The sequence below is a fragment of the Flavobacterium chungangensis genome (assembly GCF_042654045.1).
Classification (GTDB): domain Bacteria; phylum Bacteroidota; class Bacteroidia; order Flavobacteriales; family Flavobacteriaceae; genus Flavobacterium; species Flavobacterium chungangensis.
In genome coordinates this window covers 36,359-51,660 of the sequence record NZ_JBHSFY010000007.1, presented here as the reverse complement: position 1 = coordinate 51,660, position 15,302 = coordinate 36,359, and the positions used below count along the sequence as shown (strand labels likewise).

The window sequence follows — 15,302 nt, the reverse complement described above, 5'->3', positions numbered from 1 at the left end:
GATTTTTTATTTTATCTCAATCTTAAGATTACACCTTCATGATTTCGGCTTCTTTTGCAACCAATAACTCATCAATTTTTTTGATGTAAGCGTTTGTTAAGTTCTGTACTTCTTCTTCTGCAGATTTACAGATGTCTTCGGAAGTTCCTTCTTTTTCTAATTTTTTGATATCAGTATTAGCATCTTTACGAGAGTTACGAATACCAATTTTAGCGTCTTCCGCTTCAGATTTTGCTTGTTTCGCTAAATCACGACGACGCTCTTCTGTTAATGGCGGTACGCTAATGATGATCATATCTCCATTATTCATTGGGTTGAAACCAATGTTAGCGATCAAGATTGCTTTTTCAATTGCTTGCAGCATATTTTTTTCAAATGGCTGTAATGTAATTGTTCTAGCATCTGGAACACTGATTTTAGATACTTGAGAAAGCGGAGTTGCAGATCCGTAATAATCTACAAAAACACCTCCAAGCATAGCTGGAGAAGCTTTCCCTGCACGAATATTAAGAAATTCTTTCTCTAAGTGTGCAATAGTACCGTTCATTGATTCCTCAGTACTTTCTAAAATAAAGTCTATTTCTTCAGTCATTTTTTTTTAGTTTTCAGTTTTCATTCTCAGTTTTCAGTTAAAGTCTTGCGCGACTGTAAAACTGTTACTGATGACTATATATTTACTACAGTTCCAATATTTTCGCCTTCGCAAATTTTCAATAGGTTTCCGATTTTGTTCATATCAAAAACAACGATTGGTAATTTGTTTTCTTGGCTTAATGTAAATGCAGTTGTGTCCATTACATTTAATCCTTTTTTGATTACGTCATCAAATGAGATAAAATCAAATTTTACTGCAGAAGCATTTTTTTCTGGATCAGAATCGTAAACACCATCAACACGAGTACCTTTAAGGATAACATCCGCATTGATTTCGATACCTCTTAAAACAGCAGCTGTATCGGTTGTAAAATAAGGATTTCCAGTTCCGGCACCAAAAATTACAATTCTTCCTTTTTCAAGGTGGCGATCTGCTCTTCTTTTAATGTATGGTTCTGCAATAGATTCCATTTTTAAAGCAGTCTGCAAACGCGTTTTCATTCCTTTATCTTCAAGAGCGCCTTGCAAAGCCATTCCGTTAATAACAGTTGCAAGCATTCCCATGTAATCGCCTTGTACTCTATCCATTCCGGCACTTGCTCCGGCAACGCCTCTAAAAATATTTCCTCCTCCAATAACAATAGCAATTTCTACTCCCTTTGCGTGAATCTGCTTGATTTCATCTGCATATTCGGCTAATCTTTTCGGGTCTATACCGTATTGTAAATCACCCATTAAGGCCTCGCCGCTAAGTTTAAGAAGAATTCTTTTATATTTCATGTGTGTGTTGCGTTAATTTGTGCAAATATAGACATATTCTGATTTTTAAAAATAATGTTTGCAAAAAATTAATTGGTGTTACAATTTTAGGTTTAGAAAGGCCATACAGTTGCTTAATTTGAAATGTGACAAATGTCATTTTCTACATCTTCCTAAATTTCGTATTTTTATTGTATCCTAAAAAATAAAAAAATATGAAAAGCATCGTAGCCAAAGCATTATTCAATAGTCATTCTTATGCTGAATATAGAAAAATAGTAACCGACTTATTGACTGAAGGAAAATCTACAGGAAATGAACAATCTGAAAGTCTTACCAATTATTCCAAATTGAATGAAGCCAGAATGAATAGGCTAGAAAAAACGATAACTATTTCAGAAGCGATCGCAGAGAAGCTTCAAAATTTAGACAATCATTATATTTGGCTTGTTCTTTCTGAAGGTTGGTGCGGAGATGCAGCCCAGATTCTTCCAGTTTTAAATAAAATGGCTTTGGTTTCTCATAAAAAGATTGATTTGAGAATTGCATTTCGCGATGAAAATGACGATTTGATGAGCCATTATCTGACCAATGGCGGAAGAGCAATTCCTAAAGTAATCGTCATTTGTAAAGAAGCCGGAATTGTACGTGCAGATTGGGGGCCAAGACCAAAAGGAGCAACCGAATTAATGGCCAAACATAAAAGAGAAGTTGGTGCTATTGATGAAAAAATTAAAACCGATTTGCAGTTATGGTATTTAGCAGATAAAGGAATTTCGGTTCAGGAAGAATTGGTTGAAATCATGGAAAATATCAAATACAATCGCCTTTAATCGGATTAATGTGTTGATAAGCAGATGATTTAGTTAATAAAATTATCTTAAAGTCTTTTTGACTTCAATAGATTTTTGTAACTTAGTGAAAGTAACCCACTTCTATTATAACTTTTAGATTTACTCTTTTTATTGGTGTTTTATTTATTGTTCAACAATTAAAATACACTATTATGAAAAAGTTATTCGAAAGGTTTTATGATTTCTTTTCTAAATTTCTATTTGGAGGGAAGAATGTGCCTCACTATTAAAAAGAGATAAGTATGAAATAATTTTTACTTATTTTAGGAGCTTGGCACATTACTTTTCAAATTGTAATGTGCTTTTTTTGTTTTAATTATTTAAAGCTTTCTTCAAATAAAGTAATATCAATCGCATTTTTTACGTCATAATCGCCAATTTTAGTTCGGCGTAAAACAGTTAAGTGTGAACCTGAATTCATGGCTTTTCCAAAATCATAAGCCAGAGAGCGAATGTAAGTTCCTTTAGAGCAAACTACTCTAAAATCTATTTCAGGCAATGCAATTCTCGTAATTTCAAATTCGTGAATTGTAGTTTTTCTGCTTTCGATTTCTATAGATTCTCCAGCGCGAGCGTGTTCGTACAAACGAACACCATCTTTTTTAATAGCCGAGAAAATAGGCGGTTTCTGATCGATTTCTCCCAAAAATTGTTTTACCGTTTCATGAATCAAATTTTCGTCGATATGATCGGTTGGAAATGTCTGATCTATTTCGGTTTCTAAATCATAAGATGGAGTAGTGGCGCCTATGTAAAAAGTACCTGTATATTCTTTTGCCTGACCTTGAAGTTCTGAAATTCTTTTAGTAAATTTTCCTGTACAGATTAATAAAAGTCCAGTTGCTAAAGGATCTAAAGTTCCCGCATGACCAATTTTGAACTTCTTTGGAAGTCCAACTTTATTAATTAAAAGGTATTTTAATTTATTGACAGCTTGAAATGAACTCCATTTTAATGGTTTGTCAATCAATAAAACTTGTCCTTCTAAATATTCTTCAGGTGTCATTATATAATCGTAAGCGGATGAATAAAAAAGTGAATCAATAATAAAATGATTCCGGCAATGATTCGGTAGTAACCAAAAACTTTGAATCCGTTTTTAGTCAAAAATCCGATGAAAGTTTTAATCGCTAAAAGCGCTACAACAAAAGCAACAATATTCCCAATAACCAACATGTTTACTTGATCGTGAGATAATTCAAAACCAGCTTTGTAATAATCGTAGCATTTTTTTGCAGTTGCTCCCAACATAGTAGGAACGGCTAAGAAAAATGAAAATTCAGCAGCTGTAGTTCTTGATAGTTTTTGAGACATTCCCCCAACGATACTAGCTCCGCTTCGAGAAACTCCAGGAATCATAGCGATACATTGAAATAATCCAATTTTGAAAGCTTGCAAATAACTGATTTCTTGAGAAGTTTCAGCTGTATTTGGATTGTTGAACCATTCGTCAACTTTCAATAAAATAATTCCTCCGATTAAAAGTGAAATTGCAACAGTTACCGGGTTTTCTAATAAGCCATCAATAAAATCGCTTAATAATAATCCTAAAACTACCGCTGGTATAAAAGCAACAAGAAGTTTAAAGTAAAAATCAAAAGTTTGAAAGAAACGTTTGAAGTACAAAATAACAACAGAAAGTATTGCGCCAAGCTGAATTACAATAGTAAAAAGTTTAGTGAAATCGTCATGCGCGATTCCAAAAAAAGAAGAGGCAATAATCATGTGACCTGTAGAAGAAACAGGCAAAAACTCTGTAATTCCTTCAATAATGGCAAGAACAATAGCTTGTAATGTATTCATTTAGAATTTTAGATTTCAGATTTTAGATTTCAGATTGTCACCCTGAGCGAAGTCGAAGGGCGTTCCAATTGGAAATCTATAAAACTTTATTATTTAGATTTTTTGAATATAGAATAAATCGTGATTCCAAAACCGATTAAAACAGTTGTCGGTGCTAAACGAATACGTCTAAAGTTAAAAATATCTTCGTTAAAAACATTTGGATCTTTACTTCCTCCGCCAGACATTAAAATAAATCCTAGCGCAATTACAGCAATACCAATCAATAAAATTTTATAATTGATGCTGTCAAAAAGGAATTCCTGTTTTTGAACTTGTTGTTCTTCTTTATTATTGTTGTTTTTCATCTTTATATGTTTGTCAGCCTGAGCGAAGTCGAAGGCATTTTTTTTAAATCTATAATCTGCAATCAAAAATTAATAAAGATCGTCAGTTCTTAAATTCAAGAAACGTTGTGTTGCAAAATGCGTGCTAACCCAAGTAATCAAAACTCCTAATCCGAAAACAGCAACTAAAACTAAACCAGTTAAAGCTTTGTCTTCTAGAATTCCTAAACCAGGGAAATTAGTATCTACATAAAGCAAGAGTGCAATTAAAGCAATAATAGCCAAACCTGCACCTAGCATTCCAAGTTTTACGCTTCGCATTACAAAAGGTTTACGAATAAACGCTTTTGTCGCTCCAACCATCTGCATGGTTTTGATAATAAAACGATTTGAATGTATCGATAAACGTAGCGAACTGTTGATTAATAAGACAGCAATTACAGTCAAGAAACCGCTGATAATTAAAATCCACATACTTACTTTTCTGATGTTGTCATTTACCAGATTTACCAATTGTTTGTCGTAAACAATATCTGAAATCATGGTGTTTTTGCGAAAATTACTTTCGATCTTAACGATGCTGTCTCTTTCTACGTAATCTGCTTTTAAGTGAATATCGTATGAATTCAATAACGGATTTTCTCCCAGAAAGGTTAAAAAGTCTTCTCCGATGATGTCAGTATGGTCTTTTGCCGCTTTTTCTTTGGTTACATAAACAAAAGATCTCGCAAAAGGAGCTCTTTTAAGTTCGGTATTAAATGCTTTGATAACACTGTCGTTTGCTTCATTTTTAAAGAAAACCGTCATCGCGATTTTTTCTTTAAAATCGTCCGCCAGCTGTTTAGAATTAATAATGAATAATCCTAGTACTCCCAAAAGGAATAAAACCAAGAATACACTTAATACTACCGAAAAATAAGAGGAAATTAACCTGCGTTTTTGAAATTTATCAAAGTTAGAACTCATAGTTTGCTTAAATTATGTGGTAAAAATAATAAAGAATTTCTTTATTTAAAGTTAATAACAAACTTTTATACTTAAAAGTACAATTTAAATCTTGAATAAAAGTTTTTATTTAATCTCAAAGTGGGCAAGGTTTTGTGTGAAGTTTCTAAACAAAGCTTATTTAATCTCGCAAAGTCGCAGAGTCGCAAAGTAAAAAATATAGCCACAGATTAAAAAGATTAAAATGATTTTTTTAAATCTGTGTAAATCCTCTAATCTGTGGCAGAAAATTGCGTAAAGCCTTTTGCAAGGTTCGCAAAGTAAAAAGTATAGCCACAGATTAAAAGGATTAAAATGATTTTTAAAATCTGTGTAAGTTCTTTAATCTGTGGCAAAAAAACAAAGCTTTGCATTTTGCACGTATTGTTTTTCAAATATAGCCCGTGGTTTCAACCACCGGGACACAATCATGGGCACGATCCGAATTTCCGCGAATTCGATCACGGGACGAAAAATATATAAAAATGTTTCCCGTGGTTGAAACCGCGGGGTATGTTTGACAATAAGATATTAAATTGGTTGAACAAAAACTTAGCGACTCCGTGACTTTGCGAGCAAAAAAACTTTGCATTTTGCACGTATTGTTTTTCAAATATAGCCCGTGGTTTCAACCACGGGGACACAATCGTGGGCACGATCCGTATTTCAGTGGATTCGATCACGGGACGAAAAATATATAAAAATGTTTCCCGTGGTTGAAACCGCGGGGTATGTTTGACAATAAGATATTAAATTGGTTGAACAAAAACTTTGCGACTCCGCGACTTTGCGAGCAATAAAATCTTAGCAACTTAGTATCTCAGAACCTTAGCATCTTTATTCAACTTTATAAACTTCGATGCTTTTTAGCCAATAAACATGGCGTGGTCCAGTTTTAATATCATTTTTGCAAATTGCAATCATTTCTCCATTTTTTATTGGTTTTCCATTTTCTTCAAAAAGAATATAGGCATTTTCTCCAGTCGGATTATTGAAAAGTTCTGCCCATGAAAAAGTAGCTTTGTAATCATCTGAAGCTCTAGCTACGATATAGAAGTTTCGGTCTTTATGTCCATTTTGTTTAATTTTTGCTTTTTCTAAAATATCTTTCAAAAGAACACCTCTACATACTTTATTATCTTTTTTCACTTCACCGCTTTGGCAAACTACTTTAAAATCATCAAGTGTAACAACTTTCATCTTTTTTAAAGAATCAACCGTTAAGTTTAAAGGAAATTCGACATCGCCTTTTACTTCTATCGAATGATTTACCATTTTTAAACTGTCTTCGGGAGTTAAAACAGGATGTTTGTCATTGTCTGCTTTTATGGTTTTTTCGGCAATATTTTCTTCTTTATCTTTTTTAGAAGAATTACACATGGCGCATGAAAATGCAATTAGTAAAACGAGAATATAATTTTGTGTTTTCATATAAAATATAATTTTTGAATTAGTTGAAATTGAAAAAACGAAGTGTTACAAAGAAATTACGACCTTCTTCTGGATAACCTTCTACAAGACTATAATTTCTATCAAATATATTGTTAACTCCAGCGTCTAAACTAAAGTTTTTAGAGATTTTTCCGGAGCCATATAAATTCAAAAGCGTATAATCTGGAACTCTCGCACCATAACTTGTGCTGAAACGTAGCGAATTAAATTCGGCATTGGCAATCAATCGAAGAATTTTGATCGGGCTATATTCTAAAGTTCCCATTACTTTCGTGTTCGGAACATCTGTAAAATGAATATTTGGGTTGGTTATATTTTTTCTTTCGATATATGTATAATTCAAATTCAGAGACAAGTTTTCTAAGACAACATAATTTAGCTGCGCTTCAATACCTTTATAATCTGCTTCACCAAAATTCTGCATTTGAGATTTTCCTGGTTCAACATTGCTGACACTCAATATTGCATCTGAAAGCGAACTATAGATAAGTGCTGTTTGAAAAGTGATTTTCTCAAAAAGATTGGCTGTATAATTCAATTCGTAATTGATTGCTTTTTCAGGTTTTAAATCTGGATTCGGAATTGCAGTTCCCATTCTATAAGAATATCGGTCCTTGATAGTTGCAAATCTGGTTTTTTGAGAAACGGTTGCGCCTATTTTTTGCTGATTATTTAATTGATAGAAAAATCCAACTTGTGCATTAAAAGCGTCACTTGCTCCCGCATCTGGAAAATTTGAAATTACTTTTGTAGTGCTATTATAATCTTCGGCTTCATTGTTTTTACGAATATTATAACTAATACCTGGAATTACAGTAAACTTTGAACTGACTTTATAAACATCTTCAATTCCAATTAAAACTGTATTGTCTATAAAATGACGAACGGGTTCGCCAAGATTATTCTCACGGTGGACATCTTCTTTAAAATGAAAGGCAATTTTTAAATCATTTTTCGGAATTATTTTGGTGTTATATTCTAAGTTTCCTCCGAAAGTATAATCGTTGTAAATACTTTCAAAAGCATAAGGCTTTGTTTGTGTTGAATAAGTAGCATCGTCGTAACTATCTAACGTATTTTTAAATCGGTCAAAATACAATCTAGTTTTAAAACTATTTTTATCATCAAAAGCAGAATTAGAAATAAAATAAAAACTTTCTTTGTCCCAGTTAGGCCATTGCCAGAAACGAGGCTTTAGCAATAGCGAATTTTGTGTGTCGTAACCCGTATAAACAGGATTTCCTTTTTCGCCTTGCTGATTGATGTATCCAATTGCATATTCACTTTTTTCGGTTGGCGTCCACCCAACTTTAAAACTAATTTTTTGATCTGTTCGATATGAATTGTCTCTTTGTCCACCATTTTCATTTGCTGTTGGAATAAAGTTAGAAGACATTCTATAAGAGTTTCTGTCCAAATAAGAGAAACCTCCTTGAAAATAGAATTTTCCTAAATTCGAGCCAATATTTACATTTCCTCTGTATCCGTTCTCGTTAATCATTCCTAAAGAGCCGTCATATTCTAACTTTTTAGAAGGTTTTCTAGAAACCAGATTGATTGCGCCTCCAAGCGAGTTTGGTCCATAAAGAACAGATGAAAATCCTTTTGAAACATCGACCGCAGCCAAATCAAAAGTGGTAAATCTAGCCAAATCAACATAGCCGTCATATGGAACATAAACTGGAATTCCGTCCATATAAACTGGAACTTGTCTTAAATCGAAACCACGAACAGAAACCATAGATTCATTTCTTGGTCCAGAAGCAGTTAAACTGACTCCAGGCAACATATTTAAAGCTTTTGAAACCTCCATTTTATTTTGAGATTCCATTGCTTTTGAAGTGATCCGATTTAAAGTGTCTTTGTTTTGATGATTGGTAATAACGACTTCTCCAAGATTAAAGATGTTTGAAATTTTGAGTGAATCTGGGGTTTTCGGATTGTTTTGCTGTGCAAATCCGATAAGCGGAAATAGCAGAAAGATTAATAATTTTGGTTTCATAAAAATAGTTTTTTCAGTATGTTTTAAAATGAATACTGCTGATTAAAAATAGTTTTTTTGGTTAATTGTCTTTTTAAATTTTGCTGCTTTCCCAAACGAGCGACAAATAATATAATCCGACAATTGATGGTCCGCCGAGAATTGAAGTGTAGGGTTTGTTAAGAATATTGGTTCCTCCCAATTTTGCCGAAATTCCTTTTTTGAAAGCATAATTTAACTGAGCATCCATTGACCAATATGCAGGAACGGTTCCGCTGACTAAAAATGAAACATAATCAAAATTATTTTGATAACGTGCGGTAACACTAGCGCCGAGATTTTTCCAGATATTTTGAGCAATCAAAGTTCCGTTCACATTAAATTCTGGCGTGTTGAAACCATCTTCTAAACCATCTTTATCATCTGTTCTGTCGAGTTTGGTATAAGTTAAATTGGTAAGCGCGCTGAAAGTATTATCAAAACGGTATTTCAAACCTAAACTTCCTCCGTAATTATAAATCTTACTTTTAGAATTGGTCCAAAGTCTGTAACGATTTTGCGTGTTTTTGGAATACAAAGCAGTCGGAATTAAGTTTGGATCTGAAGTATTCGGAATACTGGCTTCGACCTGAGCAATGAAATTTTTATAAGAGTTGTAATAGAAATCGGCGTCAATAAAAAGATTTCTGTTTAAAGTAATTCCTCTAAAACCAACTTCAAACGATTTTACAAATTCAGGTTCTAAATACGTGTACGGATTTTTCTGAATCGTATTTTTATTTTTTTCGATTGCCTGCGCTGGAGTCAAACCATTTGTGTTCACATCGGTATTTACCTGCGCTTGAAATTTATCAATTGAAGCTTTGGTATAGGAGTTTTCGAAAATTCCATCAGACATAATTCGCAATCCGCCAACACGTTTTACGCCGCCTGAATTTACATTCGAAAACCCTTCAAAAATACTTGGAAAACGATACCCGTTTTGGTAAGATGCTCTAAAGTTTAAACTTTGTTTTGGTGAATAAACTGCTGTGAACTGAGGCGTAAATTTCGCATCAAAATAATCGGCTTTGTCCATTCTTATTGTTGCTCCTAAACGTAATTTATCTGAGAAAAAATCTTTGGTTAATTGCGTGAAAGCACCAGTTTTTTGATACGTCAGATTTTCATCAGCATGAACTGGATTAATAAAATAGTTTCCGTCGGGAACAATAATGTAATTTCTGTAATCGACACCGCTCAAAAGTTTCGCATCGATTTTTTCGAAAAAAGAAACAAAAGCTTTATCCCAATTAATCAATCCTTCGCCATGAACCAAAGTTGATTTTACACGCAAAGCCGCACCAATATCCCAATTATTAATATCAATCAATTCCTTTTTCTTCTCTTCATAAGCTTCGGTTCCAGGTAAAAATCGCCCCGCGTCAGATTGTGTTCTGGCAATTCTGTGGGCATCAGCAACGCTTGCTCCGCCTGTAACAGCATTTTTATAAGCTGTGCTGTAATCGGCAAACCATTTATCGTCAGATTTATAAGCGCGATCCATATTTTCTGCTAGCGAACGCATATTGTATGAATCTCCAGTATTTTCGGTAGTTGCGTAAGCTTTTACCTGAAAAATAGGAGTATGATAATCTGCCGAAAATTGATTTAAAGTATAGTTATCTAATCGAAATCTATTCGAGCGCTGATAAATCGTATTGATTAGAGCAGTTTTGTAAGTCACAGAAAGTTCGTGATTTTTCTTTGGTCGGAAATACAATCCGAAATCGGCTTTATAATTTTTGATTTCGTAGTCAGAAATGTCGGTTTCTCGATAACCTGTTCTGGCAACAACATAATTTTTGCCATTTAAGTTTAATGTCTTTCGATTGGCCGATTCGTTCCCGTAACCGTTAACTTCGTCATAAGCTGGGTTATCTGCGCCAAACAAACCTGTCGAAGCATTTGCGTTTGGAGCTAAATCTGTTCGGTCATCTGCAACCCAGTCTGTTCCTCCTGTAGTCGAAGCATTGATTTTGAGAGCCAATTTTTCATTGAAAGCTTTGGCAATTCTTAAATTAAACTGAGAATATACTTTCGGTGAAAACCGATCAATATTCCCTACATGATTTATGCCAGTTAATTGTTGAATGGCGATTCCCTGATATTCAAAAGGATTTTTGGTCTGAATATTGGCTAAACCATTAATAGCATTCATTCCATACAAAGCGGCTGCTGTTCCTGGAATAATTTCGATTTTATCAATATCCAAATCATTTGCGCCCAAAGCGTTTGCAATTGGAGCGCCCAAATGCGGAGCCTGATTGTCTATTCCGTCTACCAATTGGGCAAATCTTACATTGGTAGAATTGGCAAAACCTCTTGTATTGATAACTTTAAAACCCAAACTTGGTGTAATAATCTGGACCCCTTTTACATTTTCGAGTGCTTCATAAATACTTGGCGATCCCATTGATTTGGCTTCCGCCGATTTCAATTGCTCAATACTAATTGGCGAATGCATTAATTTTTCAGAACGACGAGATGCTGTAATCACGATTTCATTTAGTTCTTCTTTTTTAATGCTGTCTTGTGTTTTCGAATTTTGGACTTGAGAAAAACTTTTCAGGCTTATAAAAAAAAAGAATAAATACAGTTTTTGGTTCATGGTTTTTGGCTGTTAAATCCAGTATGTTTTAAAATGAATACTGATGGTTTGAGAAATGACTGTGTTTAATTCGTTTTTGATTCTGAAACATCAATATGTTTAAAAAGGAATACTGATATGTGTTCTGAATATTCCTAAATCAACAAGTATTAATTGTTGCGATTTTTTGCTTTGACAAAGCAAAGTATATTTTTTAACCTAAAATGTGATTAGAATCATACTTTTAGGATTTAAATGAAATAGAGATTAGAATTTTAGGTTTTGCATTTCTTTTTGGGCAAAATCTTTAATGCGTTTTTCTACTTCATAAAAAACGGCTATGGCTTTTTCTCCTGCTTCCGTCAGTTTTGCACCTCCGCCGCCTTTTCCGCCTAATAATTTTTCAACCAAAGGAGATTCGGCGCGCCGATTCATTTCTTCGACCAATTGCCAAGCCTGACGATACGCCATTTTCATTTCTTTTGCAGCATTGGTAATAGAACCTGTTTTTTGAATATTTTCTAAAAGCCAGATTTTACCAATTCCCAAAAAAGGCCCGGCCGCTTCTTCAATCCAAACTCGGACTTCAATCGAATATTTTTTATCGCTGCTCATTTCATTTTTTACGTACTTGTAAAAGTAATTGTTTTTTCTGTAAATCTATTCTTTCGTTTTGTAGGAAATTAAAGTCTGAAAAAAGAACTTTAACTACGTAATTAAAACGCAAACATAAGTATTTTTACGTAATTAAAAATAAGTATTTTGTTATTTTATTTGTTTGTCAGTGAAATAGCTTTGCTACAATGCGCAATAAATGTAAATTTGCGGCTTAATTAATTTAGTGAAAAGCTTAGAACCTTAGTAACTTAGAATCTTAGTCACTTAGAAATGAAGTACAATCCAAACGAAATTGAAGCCAAATGGCAAAAATATTGGGCAGAAAATCAAACTTTTGCAGCAAAGAATAACTCTGAAAAGCCGAAACATTATGTTCTCGATATGTTTCCTTATCCATCTGGAGCAGGACTGCACGTTGGGCACCCGCTGGGTTATATAGCTTCAGATGTATATTCTCGTTTCAAAAGACATCAAGGTTTCAATGTTTTGCACCCAATGGGATACGATAGTTTCGGATTGCCAGCAGAACAATATGCGATTCAGACCGGACAGCGTCCAGAAGATACAACGCGTGTAAATATTGACGGTGGAGTAGACAAAGAAGGAAAACAAATTGCGGGTTATAGAAAACAATTAGATAAAATCGGATTCTCATTTGACTGGGCGCGCGAAGTACGTACATCAAATCCGGATTATTACAAACATACACAATGGATTTTTATCCAATTGTTCAACTCTTGGTATTGCAGAAAACAAGGTCAGGCTTTTGATATTTCTGAGCTTGTAACTGTTTTTGAAGAAAGCGGAAATGCATTGGTTGAAGCAGTTTGCGACGATAATGTTGCAATTTTTACAGCTGACGAATGGAAATCTTATTCTGATGATCAAAAAGAGAAAATCTTGTTGCAATACAGAATGACGTATTTGGCAGAAACCGAAGTAAACTGGTGTCCAGGCTTGGGAACTGTTTTGGCAAATGACGAAATTGTAAACGGAGTTTCAGAACGTGGTGGCTTTCCTGTTATAAGAAAAAAAATGACACAATGGAGTATGCGAATTTCTGCTTATGCCGAACGCTTGCTTCAAGGTTTAAATGATATCGACTGGAGTGAATCAATCAAAGAATCTCAAAGAAACTGGATCGGGAAATCGGTTGGGGCTTTGGTAACTTTTAATGTGAAAAATCACGATGAAGTAATCGAAGTATTTACAACAAGACCTGATACTATTTTCGGAGTTACTTTTATGACTTTAGCACCAGAACATGATTTGGTTGCTAAAATTACAACTCCAGAGCAAAAAGAAGCTGTTGAAGCGTATATCGAAAAAACAGCAAAACGTTCAGAGCGTGAGCGTATGGCAGATGTAAAAACGATTTCAGGAGTTTTCACTGGAGCTTATGCAGAACATCCATTTACAAAAGAAGCTATTCCGGTTTGGATTGGAGATTATGTTTTGGCTGGTTACGGAACTGGTGCCGTAATGGCGGTTCCTTGCGGAGACGAAAGAGATTACGCTTTTGCTAATTTCTTTAAAGGTCAGAACGGAATGCAGGAAATCAAAAATATCTTCGCTAATGTTGATATTTCTGAAGCTGCTTACGGATCAAAAGACAATGTTGAAATCGCAGCTTCTGATTTCTTAAATGGATTAAACTACAAAGACGCGACAGCAAAAGCGATTTATAAATTAGAAGAAATCGGACAAGGAAAAGGAAAAACAAATTACCGTTTGCGTGATGCTGTTTTCTCTCGTCAGCGTTATTGGGGCGAACCATTCCCAGTTTATTACGTGAATGGATTACCTAAAATGATCGATACGCAGCACTTGCCAATTATTTTACCAGAAGTAGAGAAATATTTACCAACAGAAGACGGATTGCCACCATTAGGAAACGCGGCTGTTTGGGCTTGGGATACAAAGCAAAATAAAGTTGTCAATACAGACTTAGTTGATAATGTTTCGATTTTTCCTTTAGAATTGAACACTATGCCAGGATGGGCAGGAAGTTCATGGTATTGGATGCGTTATATGGATGCACACAATGAAAATGAATTTGCAAGCAAAGAAGCTTTAGCTTATTGGGAAAGTGTAGATTTATATATTGGAGGAAGTGAGCACGCAACGGGTCACTTATTGTATTCTCGTTTCTGGAACAAATTCTTAAAAGACAAAGGTTTTGCTCCAACTGAAGAACCATTCAAAAAACTGATCAATCAGGGAATGATTTTAGGAACGACGGCTTATGTTTACAGATTGGAAGGAACAAATACTTTTGTTTCTAAAAATAAAATTGAAGGTCAAAATGTACAGCCAATTCGCGTTGATGTTCATTTTGTAAATTCTTCAGATGAATTAAATATCGAAAAGTTCAAAGCTTGGAGAGAAGATTTCAATACAGCTGAATTCATTTTTGACGAAAACGGAAAATACATTGTAGGCCGTGAAGTAGAAAAAATGTCTAAATCATACTATAATGTAGTAACTCCAGATGATATTTGTGCAGAATACGGTGCTGATACATTGCGTTTATACGAAATGTTCTTAGGTCCGTTAGAGCAGGCAAAACCTTGGAATACTGCGGGTATTTCTGGGGTATTTGGTTTCTTGAAAAAGTTATGGAGATTGTATTTTGATGATAACGGTTTAATCGTAAACAACGACGAGCCAACAAAAGACAACTTAAAATCGTTGCATAAAACGATCAAAAAAGTAGCCGAAGATATCGAGAATTTTTCTTTCAATACTTCGGTTTCTCAATTTATGATTTGTGTAAACGAATTGTCTTCTCAAAACTGTCATTCTAGAGCAATTTTAGAACCGTTGGCAATTTTGGTTTCGCCTTATGCACCGCATATCGCAGAAGAATTATGGGCACAGTTAGGACATACAACTTCGATTTCTGAAGTTGCTTTCCCGATTTTTGATGAGAAACATTTAATTGAAACCAATAAAGAATATCCAGTTTCTTTCAACGGAAAAATGCGTTTCACAATCGAATTGCCTTTGGATTTAACCAAAGAACAAATCGAAGAAATCGTAATGAAAGACGAAAGAACACAAAAACACTTAGACGGAAAAACGCCAAACAAAGTGATTATCGTTCCTGGAAAAATCATCAACCTTGTAGGGTAATAATTTTAAAATTTCAATATAAAAAATTCCAAATTCCAATTTCCAATTTTACGATTGGGGTTTGGGATTTTTTTTGTGTTTATTTTTTTCCGCCACGAATTCACGAATTTTTATTCTCAAAGATTGTCAAAAATAATTCGTGAATTCGTGGCGGAAAATCTTTGCGT

General features: G+C 34.2%; 12 protein-coding genes. 2 read left to right on the top strand and 10 right to left on the bottom strand.

Translation table 11 applies throughout. The features are described 5' to 3' along the window. Positions 1-28: 28 nt before the first annotated feature. Positions 29-592: a ribosome recycling factor gene (gene frr, locus ACFO3N_RS12690; protein ID WP_379798239.1), complete on the bottom strand. Its 564-nt coding sequence runs from the start codon at positions 590-592 to the stop codon at positions 29-31. A 74-nt stretch (positions 593-666) separates the two neighbouring features. Next, the gene (pyrH, locus tag ACFO3N_RS12685) at positions 667-1,374 is read right to left on the bottom strand and encodes a UMP kinase (protein WP_057122376.1); all 708 of its coding nucleotides are present in this window, start codon (positions 1,372-1,374) and stop codon (positions 667-669) included. Positions 1,375-1,568: 194 nt separating this feature from the next. Here pyrH and ACFO3N_RS12680 point away from each other — a divergent pair, with 194 nt between their 5' ends. Continuing rightward, on the top strand, positions 1,569-2,186 hold the full coding sequence (locus ACFO3N_RS12680) for a thioredoxin family protein (RefSeq protein WP_379798237.1): 618 nt from the start codon (positions 1,569-1,571) through the stop codon (positions 2,184-2,186). Positions 2,187-2,523: 337 nt separating this feature from the next. Here the strand turns inward: ACFO3N_RS12680 and truB are convergent, their stop codons facing one another. The 8 genes from truB to ACFO3N_RS12640 form a co-directional block, all read right to left on the bottom strand. Beyond that, positions 2,524-3,213 (bottom strand): tRNA pseudouridine(55) synthase TruB, encoded by a 690-nt coding sequence (truB, locus tag ACFO3N_RS12675; RefSeq protein ID WP_379798235.1) that lies wholly within the window; start codon positions 3,211-3,213, stop codon positions 2,524-2,526. Further along, positions 3,213-4,010, bottom strand: a complete 798-nt coding sequence (locus ACFO3N_RS12670; protein WP_379798233.1) for an undecaprenyl-diphosphate phosphatase — start codon at positions 4,008-4,010, stop codon at positions 3,213-3,215. The genes truB and ACFO3N_RS12670 overlap by 1 nt, the downstream gene beginning before the upstream one ends. An 89-nt stretch (positions 4,011-4,099) precedes the next feature. Continuing rightward, the gene (locus ACFO3N_RS12665) at positions 4,100-4,357 is read right to left on the bottom strand and encodes a DUF3098 domain-containing protein (protein ID WP_095928298.1); all 258 of its coding nucleotides are present in this window, start codon (positions 4,355-4,357) and stop codon (positions 4,100-4,102) included. 69 nt (positions 4,358-4,426) lie between these two features. Then, the gene (locus ACFO3N_RS12660) at positions 4,427-5,302 is read right to left on the bottom strand and encodes a cell division protein FtsX (RefSeq protein ID WP_095928297.1); all 876 of its coding nucleotides are present in this window, start codon (positions 5,300-5,302) and stop codon (positions 4,427-4,429) included. 855 nt (positions 5,303-6,157) lie between these two features. Next, positions 6,158-6,751: a molybdopterin-dependent oxidoreductase gene (locus ACFO3N_RS12655; protein WP_379798230.1), complete on the bottom strand. Its 594-nt coding sequence runs from the start codon at positions 6,749-6,751 to the stop codon at positions 6,158-6,160. Positions 6,752-6,770: 19 nt separating this feature from the next. Beyond that, positions 6,771-8,774 carry a TonB-dependent receptor plug domain-containing protein gene (locus ACFO3N_RS12650; protein ID WP_379798227.1) on the bottom strand — a complete coding sequence of 668 codons (2,004 nt, stop codon included), beginning with the start codon at positions 8,772-8,774 and terminating at the stop codon, positions 6,771-6,773. 73 nt (positions 8,775-8,847) lie between these two features. Then, positions 8,848-11,403 (bottom strand): TonB-dependent receptor, encoded by a 2,556-nt coding sequence (locus ACFO3N_RS12645; RefSeq protein ID WP_379798223.1) that lies wholly within the window; start codon positions 11,401-11,403, stop codon positions 8,848-8,850. 246 nt (positions 11,404-11,649) lie between these two features. Next, positions 11,650-11,997: a winged helix-turn-helix domain-containing protein gene (locus ACFO3N_RS12640; RefSeq protein ID WP_379798221.1), complete on the bottom strand. Its 348-nt coding sequence runs from the start codon at positions 11,995-11,997 to the stop codon at positions 11,650-11,652. 273 nt (positions 11,998-12,270) lie between these two features. Here ACFO3N_RS12640 and leuS point away from each other — a divergent pair, with 273 nt between their 5' ends. Continuing rightward, complete coding sequence (gene leuS / locus ACFO3N_RS12635; protein WP_379798219.1) at positions 12,271-15,135, top strand: leucine--tRNA ligase; 2,865 nt, start codon at positions 12,271-12,273, stop codon at positions 15,133-15,135. Positions 15,136-15,302 lie beyond the last annotated feature (167 nt).